The following is a 17,647-nucleotide window of genomic DNA, read 5'->3' as shown; positions in this document are numbered from 1 at the left end:
GCTCATAACCTGAAGGTCACAGGTTCAAATCCTGTCCCCGCAACCAACATCAAAAACAGCCCGCTTCACGCGGGCTTTTTGCGTTCGGACCGTGATCGATGGCCGCGACCGGCTATTCAACGATCGAGGAGGGCAGCAAGGCTGGCGTGCTCGACTTTATTGACAGGTCCGCGAACCGGGGGGTGATGCCGCCTCGGCGCATTTCGGCGAGAGCTACACGTCGAGCATTGGGAGTTCGCCAGCCCGTCATGGCAAGCGATCTGCACGACAACAGCATGATTCGAGCGGCGGAGAGATCGTCGTACGAAGGCGCGAACCGTTGATTTAAACAACCCGCGCCTTGCCGAAGCTTTTCGTCGCGGGCCGCGTCAGCCAGCTCGCCGCAATGACGCCTGGAAGACCAGCGAGGTCCAGCTGTTGCTCGAGGCGAGATGGCAATAGAGCAGCGCAAGCGCGCCGGATTTCCTGAGATCGAGAAACGCCTCGTCGCTCAATTTGTTGAAGGCCGGCTCGTCGATCACCTGAAAGTCGGTGAGGTTGAGGGTCTCGCCGCCCTCCAGCGTCACCTTGCTCTGCCGCGGCGCGAACAGGCCGTGCGCGTCGATCTTGTCGATCATGGCGCGAGTCGCATTGAAGTCGGTCTGGAACTGGCTGCAGAAGGCGAGCGCCTGCTTCGAGGCCTCGGCCGGCTCGTTGCCGTCGAAGAAGGGCGCGATCTCGTCGCTGTCCTTGGACGAAGGCATCTGCTCGACGACGCGTTCGCTGGCACGGTCGATGCACAACGTCAGGCGGCCGGTCGTTTTCGATTCATCGGCGAGGATGAAGGGGTAACGGCGGACATAGGCGGGAATGTAATGCGGCTCCGCCCATTTGCCGTCGGCGCCTACGAACAGGTTCTGGTCCTGGCGCAGACCGGTGATGATGACAGGCGCCTTGGCGACGCCAATGAAAACGATCGGATAGGAGCGCATCGCCGCGGGCATTTCCGATGCGACGACGGGGATGGCGTGCGCGGTGCGGGCAAAGGAGAAATCGGCCCGCGCCGTAAGGCCGAGTGAGCCGTGCCGCAGCGGATTGAGCGCCTCGGGTTTTTTGTAGAACAGCGGCAGCGCGTTGGTCGCGGTGCTTCCGGCCGGGGCCGTGTCTGTTTTCGCGTCAGTCATCCCTAGTGTTCTCCTCTTATACCATTCCGGTTTAGGCCAGTGGCTGCCGGTGCGCAACGCGTTGACGGCTGCTTCACCCTACGTGGCCAAGATAAATCTATCTGTTTGTTTGATCGTGCTCTTTTGTACTTCTGGAGATGCTCTATAGACAGCACGCCATGAAGCGGCGAGATTGGCTGACGGGATAGACATCTCAAGAGAGCCGTCTGAAAGACAGACGAACCAGGGCAGGCGCATGGCATCGCTTTCGGATTTCGAGCAGGGGCAGAGCTTTTCCGTCGAAGCCGGCGGTCAGACGCTCACGATGGAACTGAGCGCGGTGCAGCCCATTGCCAACAGCCCGCGCGACGGCGGTGGCTTCACGCTGCTGTTCAGGGGGCCGCGCGACGCGGCGCTGCCGCAGGCTATCTATCGGTTCAACGGCAAAAGCGGCGCCCATGAGATCTTCATCGTGCCGATCGCTGCCGATGAGGCAGGGCGGCTTTACGAGGCGGTATTCAACTGATTTTTTTCGACCGGATCGGCCACGGGGACGCTCCGGCCATCAGGGCGATTTGGCAGCGCGGCGGCTCGAAATATGATCGACTATATCGAGATTGCGGACGTATTTGACGGAGCGGCGTGTAGCGCACTGTGCGCGGAAATTCGGGCGGCCGTGGGCCGTCCGGCCGGCCTGCTGGGGCGTGCCGACCAGAAGATGGCATGGCCGGAGATCCGAAAGACCGTGCGCGCCGATGTTTCGCAGGCCACTGAAGAGCGAGTGAGTGCCCTGTTGGCGCAGCAGAAGGCGGCTCTGGAGCGGCATTTCGGGCTGCTGCTCGGCCAGGTCGAGAAACCTCAGTTCCTTCACTATCGGCAAGGCGATTTCTTTGTGCCGCACCAGGATGGCAACACGCCGCTCATTCACGACGAGTCGCGGTTCCGAAAGATCTCGGCGGTGATCTTTCTCAACCGTCAATCGGACAACCCTTCGCCAAAAAGCTATGCAGGCGGCTCGCCGGTCCTGCATGGGCCTTACAGCGGCCCGGGCCTGCGCGTTGCCATGCCCGCGTTGCCGGGCTCTCTCGTCGCCTTTCGTTCGGAAACGACGCATGAAGTCACCCCGGTCACGCGCAACGAACGTTTCACCATCGTCTCCTGGTATCGCGGCACGTGACGACCGGCACGGCCCTTACGGCGAACGGATCATCAGGTCGTAGACGCCCTTGTCCTCGGCAACGGTGAAGCCGAGGCGTTTGTAGAGCCGCCGCGCTGGATTGTTCTTCTCGACATAGATCGAGACCGACTTGCCGACGGCGGCGGCCTCATCGATGAGATCGGCGAGCAACGCACCGCCAGACCCCTTGCCGCGATGCGCCGGCAGGAAGGCGATATCTATGATGCAATGCTCGCTCGCCGAGCGCTCGATATACAGGCGACCGATATCTTGCCTTGCCTGCTCGATCACCAGCCAGTCGGCGTTGGGATAGGATTTCTGGTAATGCGCGTGCTGCGCTTGAAACTGCATGTCGAGGAACGCCGTTTTCTGCGCGTCGCTCCACGGCGTGACGGCAAGTTCTTCGGCGCGGGTCGAGGCGTAGAGCGCGGACAGGAACGGCAGATCGGCGTCCGCCATCGGGCGGAACGTCAGATCAATCCGCGCCGCGCGCACCCAGCAAAATATAACAGGCCCGTTGTCCACAATCGGAAGCTGGATCATGGAGTGGCGCTTACGGACGCGCCGGATAAACGCCTTGCATGGCAATGATGAACGTCATCGCCAGATAGGGAGGCAGGTTGTTGTGAGGCAACGTACTGCCCGTTATGCTCAGTGCCTGGGGGTCCATCTGGACCAGATTTTGCGAAGTGTTGTTCTGATAAAGCGTTCCGCCCCCCGACTTCCCCAGAACAACCGCATCGGTAAGAGTTCCCTGGGCGCCACTCTCGGTGGATATCGCGACAAAATGATTATGTTGCGGCATTTCCGTTTGCAGAAGGGTGACGGACGTTTCGCCACCCGTCTCGCCGAGAAACCGCTCCGACAAGCCATTGCCCTGTCCTTGCCCCATGGGCGCGGAGCCAGCCATATTCGGCAATGCGAAGGTCGACTTGCCGTCGCCGCCGTAAACTGTGCCCAGCAGCGAAAACAGCGCCGTATTCTGCGAGATTGGCAGGAGCTGGCCATCGCAGGTCGCCCACCCCGTCGGGGCGAAATCTCCGGCAAAAATTCGAATTTCGGCGACGAACGGATTGGTCATGGCAAGTCTCTAGCTTTGCTGGGGGAAGATGCCAAATAGCGAGATGATGAAACTGACGGCGAGGAACGGCACCATATTGTCGTGAGGCTGGCTGCCGCCGGCCGGCGAAATGGCTCCGGCGGCCATGTTGCCATCAGGTGCGATACCCACATAGGGCGTCAGCAGGCTCGATGTCGCCAGGACACCGCCGGACGGACCCGGATTCTTGGCGATATTCGACGAACCGGTCCAGGTATGGGAATGGTTCGGCATTTGTTGGGTTGAAACAGTGACGGATTCGACCCCGCCCAGTTCTCCGATGATATAGGTCTGGCTGACCAGCGGGCCCTTGCCAGCATGGACGGGGATGCGGGATGCGAGGTTGGGCAGGGCGAATGTTTCCTCCCCGTCGCCGCCATAGGTCGTACCGATCAGATTGAACAAGGTTTCGTTCTCGGAGATCGGCATCAACTGGCCTTGGCAGAACGCCCAGCCATTCGGAGGGAAATTGCCACCGAACATCCTGATCTCGCCGACAAAAGGTTGGCTCATCGAAGCGTCCTCTTAATTTCGCGACGGGAATATGCCTTGCAGGGCAATGATGAAATTCAAGACGAGATAGGGCGATCTGTTCTCATGCGGCTGGCCGCCACCGACGAAAGTGATGTTTTCCTTCGCCATAGCCACCGCGCTGCCAGGCGGCTGATAGATCGGGCTGGCGTTCGCCCCCAACAGCGCGCCGGATGGATTGTTGACGTTGCCGGCAGTGTTCGATGCGTTGACGAAATGGTTGTGTGTCGGCATTTCGCCGAGCGTGAGCGTGTGAAACTCTTCGCCGCCCTGGCCGCCGACAATTGCACCGATAGGGCCGCCCGTATGAACCGGCGCACGTCCCCTCATATCCGGAAGGGCAAAATTTGTCTGGCCGTTGCCGCCGTACCTGGTGCCAAGAAGTGAGAACAATGGCTGGTTCTGGTTAAGCGGCAACAACTGGCCGTTACAAAATGCCCAGCCGCGCGGTGCATAGTTCCAGGAAATGATCTTGACTTCACCTAAATAAGGCTCACTCATCCCCGTCCCCCTCCGTTGGCCGCTTACTGTCTGAATTCTTGTATTATGCCTAAGTAAGATAACAAGTCGATATCAGATTCATAAAATATATTTCCTAGGACGAAATCCAAGGTTGCTGACTACGGTGTCGCGGCAGGCAGCAGTGGCAGCGGCTGGTTGAAGAACGTCCGGGTGTCCGTCAGTGCCGTTGCCCCGCCATTGACGGTTTCGATACCGGCCTCGCTCGCCTGCGGTACGTTGATCGTGCCGTCGGCGCCGCCGAGGCCGTCCGCGAGGAAGCGGATGGCATTGGCGTTGTTGACGTTGGTGATGGCGTTGGCATGAACGTCGGCATTGATGATAGCGCCGGCAAATGTGGCGGTGACCGTGATGCCGCGGCTGTCGGCATTGTCGCGAATGGTGTTGTTGGTGACCGTCGCGTGCACGGTGCCCGGCTGCACGAGCTGCGTGATCGAGACGCTGTCGCCACCGCTTATGCCGTTGACGCCGATGCTCTGGATAATGTTGTTGTCGATCAGCACCTTGGCGACGCCGAGGCTTTCATGCCCAACCCTGATGCCGTTGCCGGTTCGCGATCCCGAGGTTGCTACGCCTTGCGTACCGATGACGTTGTTGGCGATTGTGCCGTCAAGCGTCCGTGCGAGGTCGCCGCTGCTGAACACGTTGATGGCCGTCGAGTCGCTGTTGGTGACGGTGTTGTTCCGGACGGTGAAATTCAGATTGCCGCCCGTGCCGGCGCCGGAATTGCTGCTCTGGGTAAGGTTGATGCCGTTGTTCAGATTGTTGAATAGATTTCCCGTGGTCTCGCCGATGTGAGCGTTGACGGTGCCGTCATTGGCAATGACGAACAGACCGGTTCCAGGGATGACTCCCGGTCCGGGATAGGCGTTGTTGCCGGTGAAGGTTGCGCCGTCGACGGTCAGCGTCATCGTCGGCGCGCCGGCGACACCGGCGCCGTCCGCCTCGAAGATGAAGTCGCTGCCGGCATTGTTTGAGGCGCCGTTGTTCGAGAACGTGCCGCCGCTCACCACCAGGTTCGCCAACGTGCCGCCGGAATTGATGACCTGCACGTTATGGGTGAATGAGTTGGAGACCGTGAGGTTGGTGAACGTGGCGACGTGCGAGGCGTTGCCGGTAAGTTCGTTGAACAGGATTCCGGACTCGGTGTTGGCATCGGCATTGCTGTTCAGGGTCAGACCGTTGAGCACCACACCGTTGACGCGCAGGCCCTTTATGCCGTTGCCCGCATTGTCGCTGATAATCATGTTGCTCAGGCTGACATCCTGAGTGTCGGTCAGGCTGACGCCATCGCCGGTCGAGTTCTGGATCGTGCCGCCGCTGCCCCCCGTCGCGCCGGTGCCGGTCACCACCAGATTGCCGCTGGTGCCGGTGTTGTTGAGCACGATGCCGTTGGCTGCACCATTGGACGCAATGCTCCTGAACGTCACGTCGCCGGCGCCGATCGTCGTGTTGGCGACATTAAGGGCCGTGCCCGTGCCGGACACGATGGTGTTGCCGGTGCCCTGCACCGTCATCGTGCCGCCGGTGGTGGCTGCCGGACCGGGGCCGGTGGCGCTGAAACCGGCGCCGCTGGTCGTGGCGATGACCAGCCCGCCATTGGTGAAGTTGATCGTCGCGCCGGCATTGTCGCTCAGGCTGACGCCAGCCGCCGTGGTCGAGGTGATCGATTTCGACGCGCCGGAGAAGGTGATGATGCCGGCGACATTGTCGTCCAGCAGGATGCCGATCTGGCCCGCCGCATTATGCGTGATGTTGCCCGACAGGGTGATGTTGCCGGCGGTCAGGGCGCGATCCTGGATGTTGACCGCCTGGCCGGTGCTGCCGCTGGTGATCGCGCCGGCATAGGTGAACGCCGCCGTGCCGCCGCTGTTGGCGGTGCCTAGGCCATCGCCGATACGGATCACGGCGCTTGTTCCGCCCACCAGCGCGCCGGTGCCGAGGTCGATCGCTCCCGAACCGGTGACGGAATCGAGGATGACGGCGCTGGTGCCGCCGGCGCCTTTGTTTGTGGAAGCGAAGGTCACGCCGCCCGCCGCGATAGCAACGCTGTCAAGGTTGACCGCGACGCCGCTGCCGGTCGAAATCGTGTTGCCCGAGCCGATAACGGTCACGGTGCCAGTACCGTTGCTCGTGGCGTTGAAGCCGGTGCCGGAGGTGGTGGTGATGGCTAGGCCGCCGCCGGTGAAGTTGACCGCGGTGTTGGTGTTCGCCGTCAGGTCGACGGCATTGTTGGCTCCGGTGGTCAGTATCTTGCTGGCGCCGGAGAAGTTGATCGTGCCGCCGGTGTTGGCGTTGACGAGGATGCCGTTGGCCACGCCGCCGGTGGCGCTGAGAGTGCCCGACAATGTCGTGGTGCCGGCGGTGCGGGTGGAGATACTGACGACGTTTCCGGCCGTGGTCTTGCTGACCGAGCCGGCATAGCTGACATTGGCCGAGCCGCCGGTGACCAGGAAGGCCGCGCCGGTCGCGCCGCCGAGCGCACCGGAGCCGAGGCTGACAGTGCCGGCGCCGGTGACATTGGTCAGCGACACGTTGTTGGTGCCGCCGGTCGAATTGGTCGAGGTGAAATTGATGCCGGTGGTGGTGGCGATGCCGTTGAGGTTGACCGCCTGCGCGGAAGTGGAGCTCACCGTGCCGGTCGTCACATTGACCGTGCCGCCATTGATGGCGCTGAATCCGGTGGTGCCGTTGGTGACGATGTCGAGGTTTGCGAAGCTGACGGTCGAGGCCGTGGCGCCGTTGTTGATTGCGACTGCGGTGCCGGTCATCGGCGTCGTGGTGCCGAGATCGACCGTACCGGTGAAGCTCACCGTATTGGCCGCCGTCGCGCCGGAAATGCTGATGCCGCTCGCAGCGCCGTTGGCGATCACCGAGCCGGCGAAGGTGAAGCTGCCGCCAGCGCGGGTCGAGATCGTGGCCGCCGCGCCCGACGTGCTGATGATGGAGCTGGCGCCGTCGAAGCTGATCACCGCGTTGCCGCCGGTCACCGAAAGGCCGCTGCCGCCCGATATATCGACATTGATACCGGCAATCGTGCCGCCAGCGCCCGACGCGCCGCCGAAGGCGATGCCGGTGCCGGTCGCTGCGGTGGTGATGTTGACGTTGGTCAGCGTCGTCGTGCCGACGGTGTTGTCGAGCCTGAAGGCAATGCCGGTGGCGCCGGTGCTGGTGACGTTGGTGATGGTGGTGTTGGACGCGTTCAGCCACACATCGCTGGCGTTGCCGGAGAAAGTAACGTTGTTGATCGTCGTGCTGTTCGACGGCGTAATCTCGATACCCTGCGTGGCGAAATTGCTGATGGTCATGTTGCTGATGACGGTATTCGCAGCACCCGCGCCATTGTCCTTGACGCCACGCGCGGCACCCGCCGGGCTGCCATTCAGGATGAAGCCGTCGATGATGTTGCCGCTGGCGCCGAGCGTGATGACATTGTTGCCGGCGCTCGTCGTCAGCGTCGCGGCGCCATTGGGCGTCTGGTCGATGATCGAGATGCTGTTGCTGGCGAGCTGGATGGTGGAGGGCACCGTCAGCGCCAGATTGATGTTGCCGTTGCCGAAGCCGCGCACCTGCTCGACGGTGGCGAGAGCCAGCGTGTCGTTGCCATTGCTGCCTGCCGCGGTGATGGTGCCGCCATCGTTGACGAGAACCAGGATGTCCGTCGCCACGGCTGCTGCTTCGGCGGTGGCCAGCGTCGCGAGATTGTTCTGGTCGCGACCGCTGCCGTCACCGGTCGCGGACGCGCCGACGAAATAGACCTTGCCGACTCCGAAGCCCAGGCCAGGAGCCGACTGGAAGTTCACATCCTGGAAATTGTAGGTGCCGGCAACCGGCGCACTGGATGCGTCGATGCCTACATTGGCGCCGATGGTCGAGAGCTGGTCGGTCGCCGATTCGCCGTCGCCATAGGTGAAAGCGAGGTTGGTGGCGCTGTTGAGGAACACGCCGGTGTTGACGCCGGCAATGCTGGAGCTGGCGCCGCCGACAACGGCATCGCCGAGGCGTACCGTCTGGCCGCCAGTGGCGCCACGCAGGTCGACGGCGATGGTGCTGCCGGCGGCGGCCGCGTTGGTCACGTCGAAATCATTGGCGTTGATCGCCGCGTTGATCGCCGCACCATTGAGGTCGAAGGCGATGCCTGTCGTGCTGTTCAGGCCGATGTCGAGATCGTTGAAGGACAGCGCCGCGCCAAGCGTGCCGGAAACATCGACACCACGCGTGGTCATGCCTTGCAGGTTGACCGTGCCGAGAATGATGGCGCCGCCGCCGGACGAGGCGATATTGTTCAGCGAGATGCCGGTTGCGGCGGCAGTGGCCGAAACACTGTCGAAATTCATGCCCGCAGCGCCAATCGTAACGCCATTGAGGTTCAACGCGGTGCCGCCGGCCGTCGTGGTGATGCTGTTGTCGCTGAGGGGCGCGCCGACGCTGACCGTGCCACCGCCGCTGGCGTTGAAGCCCGTGCCGGAGGTGGTGGTAATCACCAGGCCACCCGTATCGAAGTTGATCGTCGCGCCGGTGTTGGTCGTCAAGTCGACCGCCGTATTGGCGCCAGTGGTCAGCGTCTTCGTGCCACCGCTGAGAGTGATGGTCCCGCCGGAGTTGCCGTGGACATAAATACCATTGTCGAAGCCGCCGGTGGCGCTGAGCGCGCCGGACAGTGTGACCGTGCCGCCGGTGACGCCGGAGATGTCGACGATCTTGCCGGCGGTGGTCTTGGTGACCGTGCCGCCATAGCTGACGGTCGCAGCACTGCCATTGAGCAGGAATGCGACGCCCGAAGCGCCGCTCAATGCGCCGGATCCGAGGCTGACTGTTCCGGTGACATTGGCCAGGCCAACATTGTTGGTGCCGCCGCCCGACGAAGTCGAGTCGAGCGCAATGCTGGCGGCGACGTTGATGAGGTTGATCGCCTGGCCGCTGGTCGAATTTACCGTCTGGGCTGCAGCGGAAGCGGTGATGCCCATAACGCCACCGGTCCCGACAATGCCGGTGCCGCTGGTGGTATCGATGGTCAGGCCGTTGAGGAAGTTCACCGTGCCGGCGCTTTGCGAGAAGCCGACGCCGCTGCTCGTGTCGATGTTGGCGAGGCCGGCGATGTTGAGGTTGCCGCTGACCCAGTTTATGCCGCCGCCGGTCGTCGCGACGTTGTTCACCGTCACCGTGTTGAAGTTGAAAGTGCCGGGATTGGTGTTGATCGCACTGATGCCGAAGCCTGTGGTGCCTGTGATGGTGGTGGCGCCGCTGACCGTGACGGTGGCGTCAACGCCATTGAAGGCGATGCCGTTGACGCCACCGTAGACGGTGATGCTGTCGAACTGGATATCGCCGGATACACCGGACAGCGTCAGGCCATAACCGCCGACGCCATTGCTGCTTGTGCCGGCGACGAAGGCGCCGCCGTCGACCTGGTCGATGCCGACGGTCGCTGGAACGGCATCGAAGGTGACACCGCTCACCCCAAAGCCGCCGGTTTCGCCATTGTTGCCCAGAAGCGTGATGTCGGAGAAGGCGCTGACCTTCATCAGCCCGGCGCCGACCGTGCCGTCAACGTTGGCAATGTCGCCGCCGGTTGCCGACAGGATCAGGTTCGACAGTGCGATCTGGCTGGCAGCGGCGCCGTCGGTAAGCGACAGGGCGCCACCGGTGCCGCCGGCGATCGTGGCGCGGCGCAGGATAAGATCGGTGATGTTGGTGCCGGAGATGCCAAGGCCCGCACCGGTGTTCTGCACGATGACGTTTTCGATGCCGGCCTTGCCGGAGAAATCGATAGTGTTGCCGCTCGCGGTCGTCAGCGTCGCCAGCACGCTGTCGACATTGGACCCTGCCGTGATGACGGTCGAGGCATTGATGCCGCTGAAGCTGAAATTGCCGCCGAGGCCGCCGCCGACGGCGCCCAGCGGCGCGGTATCGATGGAATCGCCGGCCTTGAGACCGATCAGGATCTGGCCATCGGCAAGGTTGAGCGTGTTGTTGCCGCCGCCATTCTGCTGACCCTGCATCATGTCGATGAGGTTGCTGGTGCCGTTCTGCGACGTGTCGACAAGGATGACAACCGAGGCGCCCGACGCTTCCGCGCCGGCAATCGAGCCCGGATTGGCGGCGGTGCCGTCGCCGTCGCCGTCCTGGTCGACATAATAGGTGGTCGGTCCCTGGGCCTCGGAGAGGTCGCCGATAAAGCCGCCATTGGCGCCGTCGACATCCTGGAAATTATACGTGCCGCCGACCGGGAAAACGCCGGTGGAATTGAGGATGTCGACTGCCTTGACCGTCGACAGCTTGTCGACCGCGCTTTCGCCGTCGCCATAGATCAAGTTGATCGCCGTCGTCGGGGTGAACTGGAAGCCGATGCCGGGTCCGGCGCCGGCGCCGCCGATGGTGGAGGATGCGCCGGCCGTGTTCGGATCGCCGAGCTGGATGGTGCCGGTGCCGGTGGTGTTGGACAGGTTGACGGCGGTGGTGCCGGTCGAGGAAGCACTGGTGAGCGTGAAACCGCCAGTCGTGAAGATGCTGTTGACGACGGCATCGGCGAAGGTGATGCCGGTCGAATTGTCGCCGGGCATGGCGATGGTCAGGCTGGCGAAGTTTACCGTCGAGCCGAGCGTGCCGGAAATGTCGACGCCGGTCGAGGTGATGCCTTGCAGGTTCACCGTGCCGAGATTGAGCGTGCCGCCGCTGACATTGTTGAGCGAAACGCCAGTCGCCGCTCCATTGACCGAGATGGAGCTGAAATTGATGCCGCCGGCGCCGACCGTCGCGTTGTCGAGGTTGAGCGCGGTGCCTGTCGTCGTGGTTATCGAGTTGCCCGTGCCGCTGACGCTGACCGTGCCGGCGCCGAAAGTGCTGGCGGTGAAGCCGGCGCCGCTCGAGGTGGTGATGACCAGGCCGCCATTGGTGAAGTTGAGCGTGCCCATGCCCTGGGTCGGGCTGATGCTGGGCAACTTGACGATCGCGTCGTTGGTGCCGCTGCTGGTGTTGAAGATCTTCGACGCACCGGAGAAGGTGGCCGTCCCGTTAGACGATCCGTCAAACCGCACGCCGATGCCCGTGCCGGTATGATCGATCGTGCTTGAAATATTGTAGATGCCGTTGGCGTTGCCGGTGAAGACGAAGGCCGCCGTACCAATGCCAGTTGCTGCCGTAGTCGAAACGACCGAACCGCTCATGTTGAGCTCGCTCCAGTCGGCCACGGCCTGCACGACCATGCCGGTGTCGACCTTGATCGAGCCGTTGTAGTTCAGCGTGGCGTGAATGAGGTCGTTACCGCCGCTGACGGCGATAGCCGCACCGGTGGTGCTTGTCGTCGCGCCGATGCTGGCGACGCGGCCATTGCCGCCAACGTTGATGATTCCTGCCTGCAGGCCGTTCGTGACAATGCCGGCTTCCCCACCGTCGATGGTCAGGGTGGAGCCGGCGACGTTGGCGATGTTTATGGTGCCCACTTGCGGGCCGCCGATATCGAACCCTCGGTAGCTGACGTCGAGATCGGTCGTGCCGGTGAAATTCACCGCACCGGTGCCGAGCAGGGCGTTCAGCGAGGCGCCCATGTAGCCGGTATCTTTCAGGCCGCCAATGTTGACGTCGCCCGCCAGATTGGACCCTGTCAGCAAGACGCCGGCAGCGTCCGATGTCGATACGGCCGAGACGCTGTCGAAGGTGACGCCGGCGGCGCCGACGTCGGCGAAGACAATGAACAGACCATTGCCGCCGGAGGCGATCTTGTTGCCGGTGCCGGAGACGCTGACCGTGCCGCCGAAGGCGGCGCCGAAGCCTTCTCCGGTCGTTGTCGTTATATCCAGGCCGCCATTGGTGAAGTTGATCGTGCCGTCCGTGTTGTCATACGGGACGATGGCGGAGAGGGGCCCCGTGTAGCCGATCTGTACAGCTGTCGTCGCGCCAGAGCTTATCTTCTTGCTGCTTCCCGAGAAGGTGACGGTCGCCGCCGTGCCGTTGGCGATGCCACCGATGAAGATCTGGCCGCCATCGGCTGCGTTGCCGTCGGTCAGATTGCCCGACACCGTCACCGAGCCGCCGGTCAGTTCCTGGATCGAGACGGCGGCACCGGTGCCGTTGCTGGCGACGGTGCCGGCATAGGAGATGATTGCATTGCCGCCGCTCTGATCGGCCGCCGAGCCGACATTGAAGGCTGTACCCGAACCGGTGTTGGTCAGCGTGCCGGTGCCGAGCGCGACCGTACCGGTCAGATGCTGCAGGTCGACACCGCTGCCGGAACTGAAGCTGGCGCTTGTCGAGGCGAAATTGATGTTGGCCGCAATGCCGTCGAGCGCCACCGCTCCCGCATTGGTGGCATTGATCGTTCCGGTCGTGACGTTGACCGAGCCGCCTCCGGTTGCAGTGAACGCCGTTGCGGCGTCCGTGGTGATGTCGACATCGGCGAAGGTGATTGTGGCGCCGGTGTTGTTGGTCAGCGATACGCCGCTGCCGCCGATCGTCGCCTTGTCCGTGAAGTTGACCAAGCCGCCGGTGCGGTTGGCGATTGCGATGCCGCCACCGGTCAGCGTGCCGGGCGTCGCGCTGCTGGGCAAGTTGCCGCGGGTGACCGTAATGTTGCCGTTGCCGCCGTCGACATCGAGCAGCGTGCCGGCAACGTTGATATTGTTGTTGATAATCGACAGGTTGCCGGTGAGGCCGTCGACGTTGAACGCCGTCTGGCCGGCAGCGACATTGCTGACGGTGACGCCTTCGACAACGGTGCCGCCGGAATTGTTGAAGCCACCCACGCTCTGGTCGATGACGAACACCGAGCCGCTGCCGCCGCTGTAGTCGAAGGCGGTGTTGCGCACCTGATTGCTGCCGAGCAGATGAAGGGTGTCGCCCGTGCTCTTGACCACGCCCTCATCGCCGGTGACATTGCCGCCGGTGGCGCCGAGATTGCCCTGCACATTGACCGGCTGGAACGTACCGGAGGTGAGGATGGAATTGCCGTTGCCGAAACCGGTGATCGACTGTCCCGAATCGAGCGTGAACGGCGTCGCGCTGAGATCGACGGTGCCGACAAAGGCGTAGGTCTGCGTGCCGACCATGGCATCGGCCTGCGCGGCCGTCACGGTGGTGACATCGGCGCTCAGCCCGTTCGTGCCCGCGTGAACAGTGCCGCCTGTCTGCGAGATCATGACGACCCCGCCGACAGTTACCGCCAGTTGGGCATCGCCGGTGAAGAAGACATCGTCGAAGTCGTAGTTGCCGAGCGCCGGATCCAGCCCGATCGTATTGACAGTGTAGCCGCCGGTTGCGGCGGTGATGAAGGATTCCAGCCCATCGGCGGAATTGCCGTCGCCGAAGGTGAAGTTGGCGTTGGCCGACGTGGCCGTGGTGCCGCCTGACGACAATTCGACACCGACGCCGACATTGTCGATCTTGGAGCCCTGCAGGAAGGTGATCGTCTTGTTGCCGGTCGTCGACGACAGGTCGATGCCGCGCGAGGTCAGGTCGTCGGTGCCGGTAATACTGGTCAGCCCGAAATCGGCTGTCGTCGACGAGCCGCTGAAGTCAATGCCCGTCTGGTTCAGCCCTTCGCCGAGCAACACCGTCGTCGTACCGAAACTGACGTCGTTGTTTGTGCCGCTGAAGTTGATGCCCGCGCTGCCATCGGCAGAACCGATGACAACGATGGTGGGGCCAGAGAATGTGACTGACCCGGTATTCCCCCCAATATCGACGCCGTTGAGGCCCGCCTGGCTGATTTCCGCATAGCCGAAGCTGACTGCCCCGGTATTGCCGCTTAGCGCAATGCCATTGCCGAGCACCTGGCCGATGAAAACGTCGCCGCTGAAGCCAACCGTTGCCGTGCTGCCGCTGATCGAGATGCCGTCGCCGGTTGTGCTGCCGATCGTCGTCGGGCCGGTAACGCTGACGCTGCCGCTGACGCCCGAAAGGCTGACGCCGGTTGTGCCGCCGACGTGGCCGATGTTGGAGAGCGTGACACCGAGCCCGATATTCGACGCCGTAAAGGCGGATGTGGTGTTGTTGTTGACGGTACCGCCGTCGATCGAAAGCGAGCCGGTGCCAGTTGACGTGGCCTGGACGCCGCTGCCGCCATTGCTGGTCGCGTTGAGCGTCTGGAAGCTGGTGATGGCATTGCTGTTGATCAGCAAGCCGTCGCCGGCATTATCCGACACCGTCGTCGTGCCGGTGAAATTGTCGGTGCCGTCGCCCTGGATCGACAGCCCAGCGCCGCCATTACCGGTCGAGCTCAGATTGCTGCCGGAAACGTCGTTGGCGCCATCGAACAGCACGCCATTGAGGGCGGTCCCCGACACGTTCATGCCGGTCAGCACGACGCCGGTAATGCCGCTGCCATGGATGCCGTTGGCGGTGCCGCCGGAGATGTTGAAGTCCTGGAGCGAGGTATTGTTGGCCAGCGTGACGACGTCGCCGCTGCCCGAAGCGGTCAGCGTTGCGGCGCCGGCCGCATCCGAGATGGTGCTGCCGTGATCGACGTTGTCGCCGGTCACATTGATCGGCAGGCCGCCGAGCGAGAAGGTGCGGCCGTTGCCGAAAGAGGCCAGGGTCTGCCCCGCTTCGAGCGTAAAGCCGTCGGTGTCGTCGATGACACCGCGATTGACCAGCACGAAAATCGCGGTGCCGTCGGTATTGTTGTCGGCGTCGGTGATCGAAGCCAGGTCCGAAAGCGAGGTACCGTCGCCTGTGCCGCCTGCTGCGACAAAGATCAGCTGCGTCTGGTCGAACAGTTGCGGCCCGTTGAACGTCGTCGTGCCGAATGCGTATTGGCCCGAACCGGAATTGAGGCCGCGTGCGTCGAGCGAGGCGAGGTTGCCGCCGATCGAGCCGCCACCGAAGGTGAATTGGGCGTTGGCGGTGTCGGCCGGCGAGCCGGCAATGCCGAGCCGCACGCCGGTGCCGACATTGGCGATGGTGCCGCCATTGGTGATGATGATCGTGCCGCCGTTGGTCTGGACAAGGTCGATGCCGATGGACGTCGTGCCGCCGGTGCCGTTTATGTTCAGCGACTGCGCCGTGAAATTGGTCAGGCTGCCGGAGAAGTCGAGGCCGATGCTGGAGCCGAGCCCCGAGATGATGATGTTGCCGGCGATGACGGACGCATTGACGCCGGTAAACACCATGCCGTCGGTGCCGGGATCGGTGATGTTGATGTCGCCGAAGCGGATCGCGGCCGGCGAATCCGTGATCGCGATGCCCGGTCCGGTCGTGTTCGAGATCGTCGTCGCGCCGTTGACGGTGAAGCTGCCCGAAAGATTCTCGAGCACGACGCCCGATGCGCCGCCGGTCTGGGTGATCGAATCCAGCACGATATGGGCGGTGATCGGATCGATGAAGACACCGACGCCGTCGTCGCCGAGCGCCTTGTTGGCCGACACCTGGCCGCCGCTGATGGTGATCGAGCCGGCGACCCCGGTGCCCTTCACGGTAATGCCGGCATCGTTGTTGTCGAGCGAGTTGAGGGTGGCGAAAGTGTAGGTGCCGTGGCCGGTTATATCCAGGCCGTCGTCGCCATTGCCCTGCAGCAGCGTCGTGCCGGTGAAGTTATAGGTGCCGTCGCCTTCGATGTGCAGTCCGTCGAGGCCGTTGCCGGTCGCGGTGAAGTTCGAGCCATTGACGCCGGTCGATGTACCGGTGAAGTCGGCGCCGTGGCCGCCGGTGCCGGTGACCGTGACGTTGGTCAACGTGGCGCCGGTGATGTTGTTGCCGAAGATGCCGTCCTTGCCGCCTGTGATGATGATGCCGCTCAGCGTGTTGCCGTTGGCGAGCGTCAGGACGTTGTTGGCGGGGTTGGTGCCCTGGAGGGTGCCGTTGGATCCGCCGAAATTGTAGGTGCCGATGCTGCCGTCGACGAGCCGCGCCTGGACGCCCCCGCCACCGCCGATGACGGTCTGGCCGTTGGCGAGCGTCACACCGGCTGTCGTAATGTTGCCCTTGCCGCCCAGCGCGACGACGACGCCGTTAGCGCCGGCGCCGGCGACTGCATTGTCGAGCGTGGTCGGGTCGCCGATCGTGCCGAGGCCGAGCGCGTCGTTGTCACCATCGGCAAAGAAGAACTGGCCGAATGCCGTGTTGGTGGCGGCATTGATCGCCACCCGCGTCGACGTGCCGGTAACTTTGTCCTGGCTCTCGATGCGAACGCCGATGTCGCCGCGTACGCGCTCGTTGACGCGTTTGCGCAGGCCGGGGCTGACCGGATAGACCGGCTCGGCGCCGTCATCGGCCGAAGACGAGCCCTTGTCGAAAGCGTTGAGCGGCACCGTCAGCCGGATGCTGCCGGCGAACTGGGTGTCATCGCGGTTGTCGTTGCGCACCTCGCCGGTGAAGGTCAGCGACGTGCCTTTGCCGATGACGTCGCCGATCGAATATTCCAGGCCGGCCTTGGCGCCGGTGATGCTGCCGTCGTCGCCGTCGGGATCGCCGAAATGGTAGGCGCCGACATCGAAACGCAGTGAATGGTTCTCGGGCAGGTTGAGCGGCACCTGAACGCCGACCTCGCCCTCGATGCCCCAGGCCGCGTAATCGCGGTGGGCGATGGCCGATATCTGCTCGATCAGCTGATGACCGACCAGCGACAGGCTCGACTCTTGCCCGGCCGTGCTGCGGTCGCCGCTGATCGGCAGATAGACGTTTACGTGCGCATCGTATTTTGAGGTGATGGCCTCGAGGCCGAGCGTCGAGGCGACGAACTGGTGACTGTCGTGGTTCTGGATGTTGAGATAGGCGTAGCCGCCGATCATCAGATCCGGATTCACGATGCGGCGAACGCCGAGGCCGACGTCCTGGCCGAAGCCGTCGTCGAAATCGTATTTCGAGCGCACATCGAGAAAGAGAACGGATTCGAGGTTCTGCTTCAGCGGCAGGAAACCCTCGATCGCCGTGTTGCCGCCATTGTTGTTGGCGCCGATGATGGCGCGGACCTGCGGCTGCCACAGTCCGGTGTCGCCGGCATGGGCGGCTATGCCGGAAAGGGCAAGTGCCAGAGTGGACAACGCAGTCGTCTTCCAGAGATGCCTGGAAAAACCTGACCGGCGATACTTGCTATTCGCCCGGAAGCTTCTTCCGTGCGTCGCCATGTCATTGATCTGCCGAGTTTTCTCGGTCGTCTCCATCCCTTGCGAACCCCGACGAGTACACGCTCCGTCGCTAATACTATCCGAATCCCAGTGTATAGCGAGCATGATTGTTTGCTTTACA

The 17,647-nt window shown here is 63.1% G+C and carries 8 protein-coding genes; 2 read left to right on the top strand and 6 right to left on the bottom strand.

Translation table 11 applies throughout. From position 1 onward, the window contains the following. Positions 1–368: 368 nt before the first annotated feature. Positions 369–1,163, bottom strand: a complete 795-nt coding sequence (locus tag NKH38_RS04125; protein ID WP_352759245.1) for a SapC family protein — start codon at positions 1,161–1,163, stop codon at positions 369–371. A gap of 235 nt (positions 1,164–1,398) precedes the next feature. Between NKH38_RS04125 and NKH38_RS04120 the strand changes: the two genes are divergently transcribed. Next, complete coding sequence (locus NKH38_RS04120; RefSeq protein ID WP_023672960.1) at positions 1,399–1,668, top strand: DUF6916 family protein; 270 nt, start codon at positions 1,399–1,401, stop codon at positions 1,666–1,668. A 72-nt stretch (positions 1,669–1,740) separates the two neighbouring features. Next, entirely contained in the window at positions 1,741–2,319 is a 579-nt protein-coding gene (locus NKH38_RS04115) for a 2OG-Fe(II) oxygenase (protein WP_352759242.1), read from the top strand. Between the two features lie 15 nt (positions 2,320–2,334). Here NKH38_RS04115 and NKH38_RS04110 read toward each other — a convergent pair whose 3' ends face one another. The 5 genes from NKH38_RS04110 to NKH38_RS04090 all read right to left on the bottom strand — a co-directional run bounded on the left by NKH38_RS04110 (position 2,335) and on the right by NKH38_RS04090 (position 17,442). Continuing rightward, on the bottom strand, positions 2,335–2,862 hold the full coding sequence (locus tag NKH38_RS04110; RefSeq protein ID WP_352759239.1) for a GNAT family N-acetyltransferase: 528 nt from the start codon (positions 2,860–2,862) through the stop codon (positions 2,335–2,337). Positions 2,863–2,872: 10 nt separating this feature from the next. Next, positions 2,873–3,400: a phage tail protein gene (locus NKH38_RS04105; RefSeq protein WP_023686661.1), complete on the bottom strand. Its 528-nt coding sequence runs from the start codon at positions 3,398–3,400 to the stop codon at positions 2,873–2,875. 9 nt (positions 3,401–3,409) lie between these two features. Then, positions 3,410–3,931: a phage tail protein gene (locus NKH38_RS04100; protein ID WP_023672956.1), complete on the bottom strand. Its 522-nt coding sequence runs from the start codon at positions 3,929–3,931 to the stop codon at positions 3,410–3,412. A gap of 12 nt (positions 3,932–3,943) precedes the next feature. Then, positions 3,944–4,450: a phage tail protein gene (locus NKH38_RS04095; protein ID WP_023672955.1), complete on the bottom strand. Its 507-nt coding sequence runs from the start codon at positions 4,448–4,450 to the stop codon at positions 3,944–3,946. A 119-nt stretch (positions 4,451–4,569) separates the two neighbouring features. Beyond that, positions 4,570–17,442 (bottom strand): beta strand repeat-containing protein, encoded by a 12,873-nt coding sequence (locus tag NKH38_RS04090; protein ID WP_352759235.1) that lies wholly within the window; start codon positions 17,440–17,442, stop codon positions 4,570–4,572. Positions 17,443–17,647: the final 205 nt, after the last annotated feature.

Origin of the sequence: Mesorhizobium sp. M1078 (genome assembly GCF_040318615.1) — a bacterium.
Classification (GTDB): domain Bacteria; phylum Pseudomonadota; class Alphaproteobacteria; order Rhizobiales; family Rhizobiaceae; genus Mesorhizobium.
The sequence above is the reverse complement of the archived record's forward strand: the minus strand, read 5'-3'. Positions and strand labels throughout refer to the sequence as shown.

Excerpts from the sequence above, each read along its gene's own strand:
- NKH38_RS04125 (WP_352759245.1), bottom strand. The coding sequence starts at position 1,163 with ATGACTGACGCGAAAACAGACACGGCCCCGGCCGGAAGCACCGCGACC.
- NKH38_RS04120 (WP_023672960.1), top strand. The coding sequence starts at position 1,399 with ATGGCATCGCTTTCGGATTTCGAGCAGGGGCAGAGCTTTTCCGTCGAA.
- NKH38_RS04115 (WP_352759242.1), top strand. The coding sequence starts at position 1,741 with ATGATCGACTATATCGAGATTGCGGACGTATTTGACGGAGCGGCGTGT.
- NKH38_RS04110 (WP_352759239.1), bottom strand. The coding sequence starts at position 2,862 with ATGATCCAGCTTCCGATTGTGGACAACGGGCCTGTTATATTTTGCTGG.
- NKH38_RS04105 (WP_023686661.1), bottom strand. The coding sequence starts at position 3,400 with ATGACCAATCCGTTCGTCGCCGAAATTCGAATTTTTGCCGGAGATTTC.
- NKH38_RS04100 (WP_023672956.1), bottom strand. The coding sequence starts at position 3,931 with ATGAGCCAACCTTTTGTCGGCGAGATCAGGATGTTCGGTGGCAATTTC.
- NKH38_RS04095 (WP_023672955.1), bottom strand. The coding sequence starts at position 4,450 with ATGAGTGAGCCTTATTTAGGTGAAGTCAAGATCATTTCCTGGAACTAT.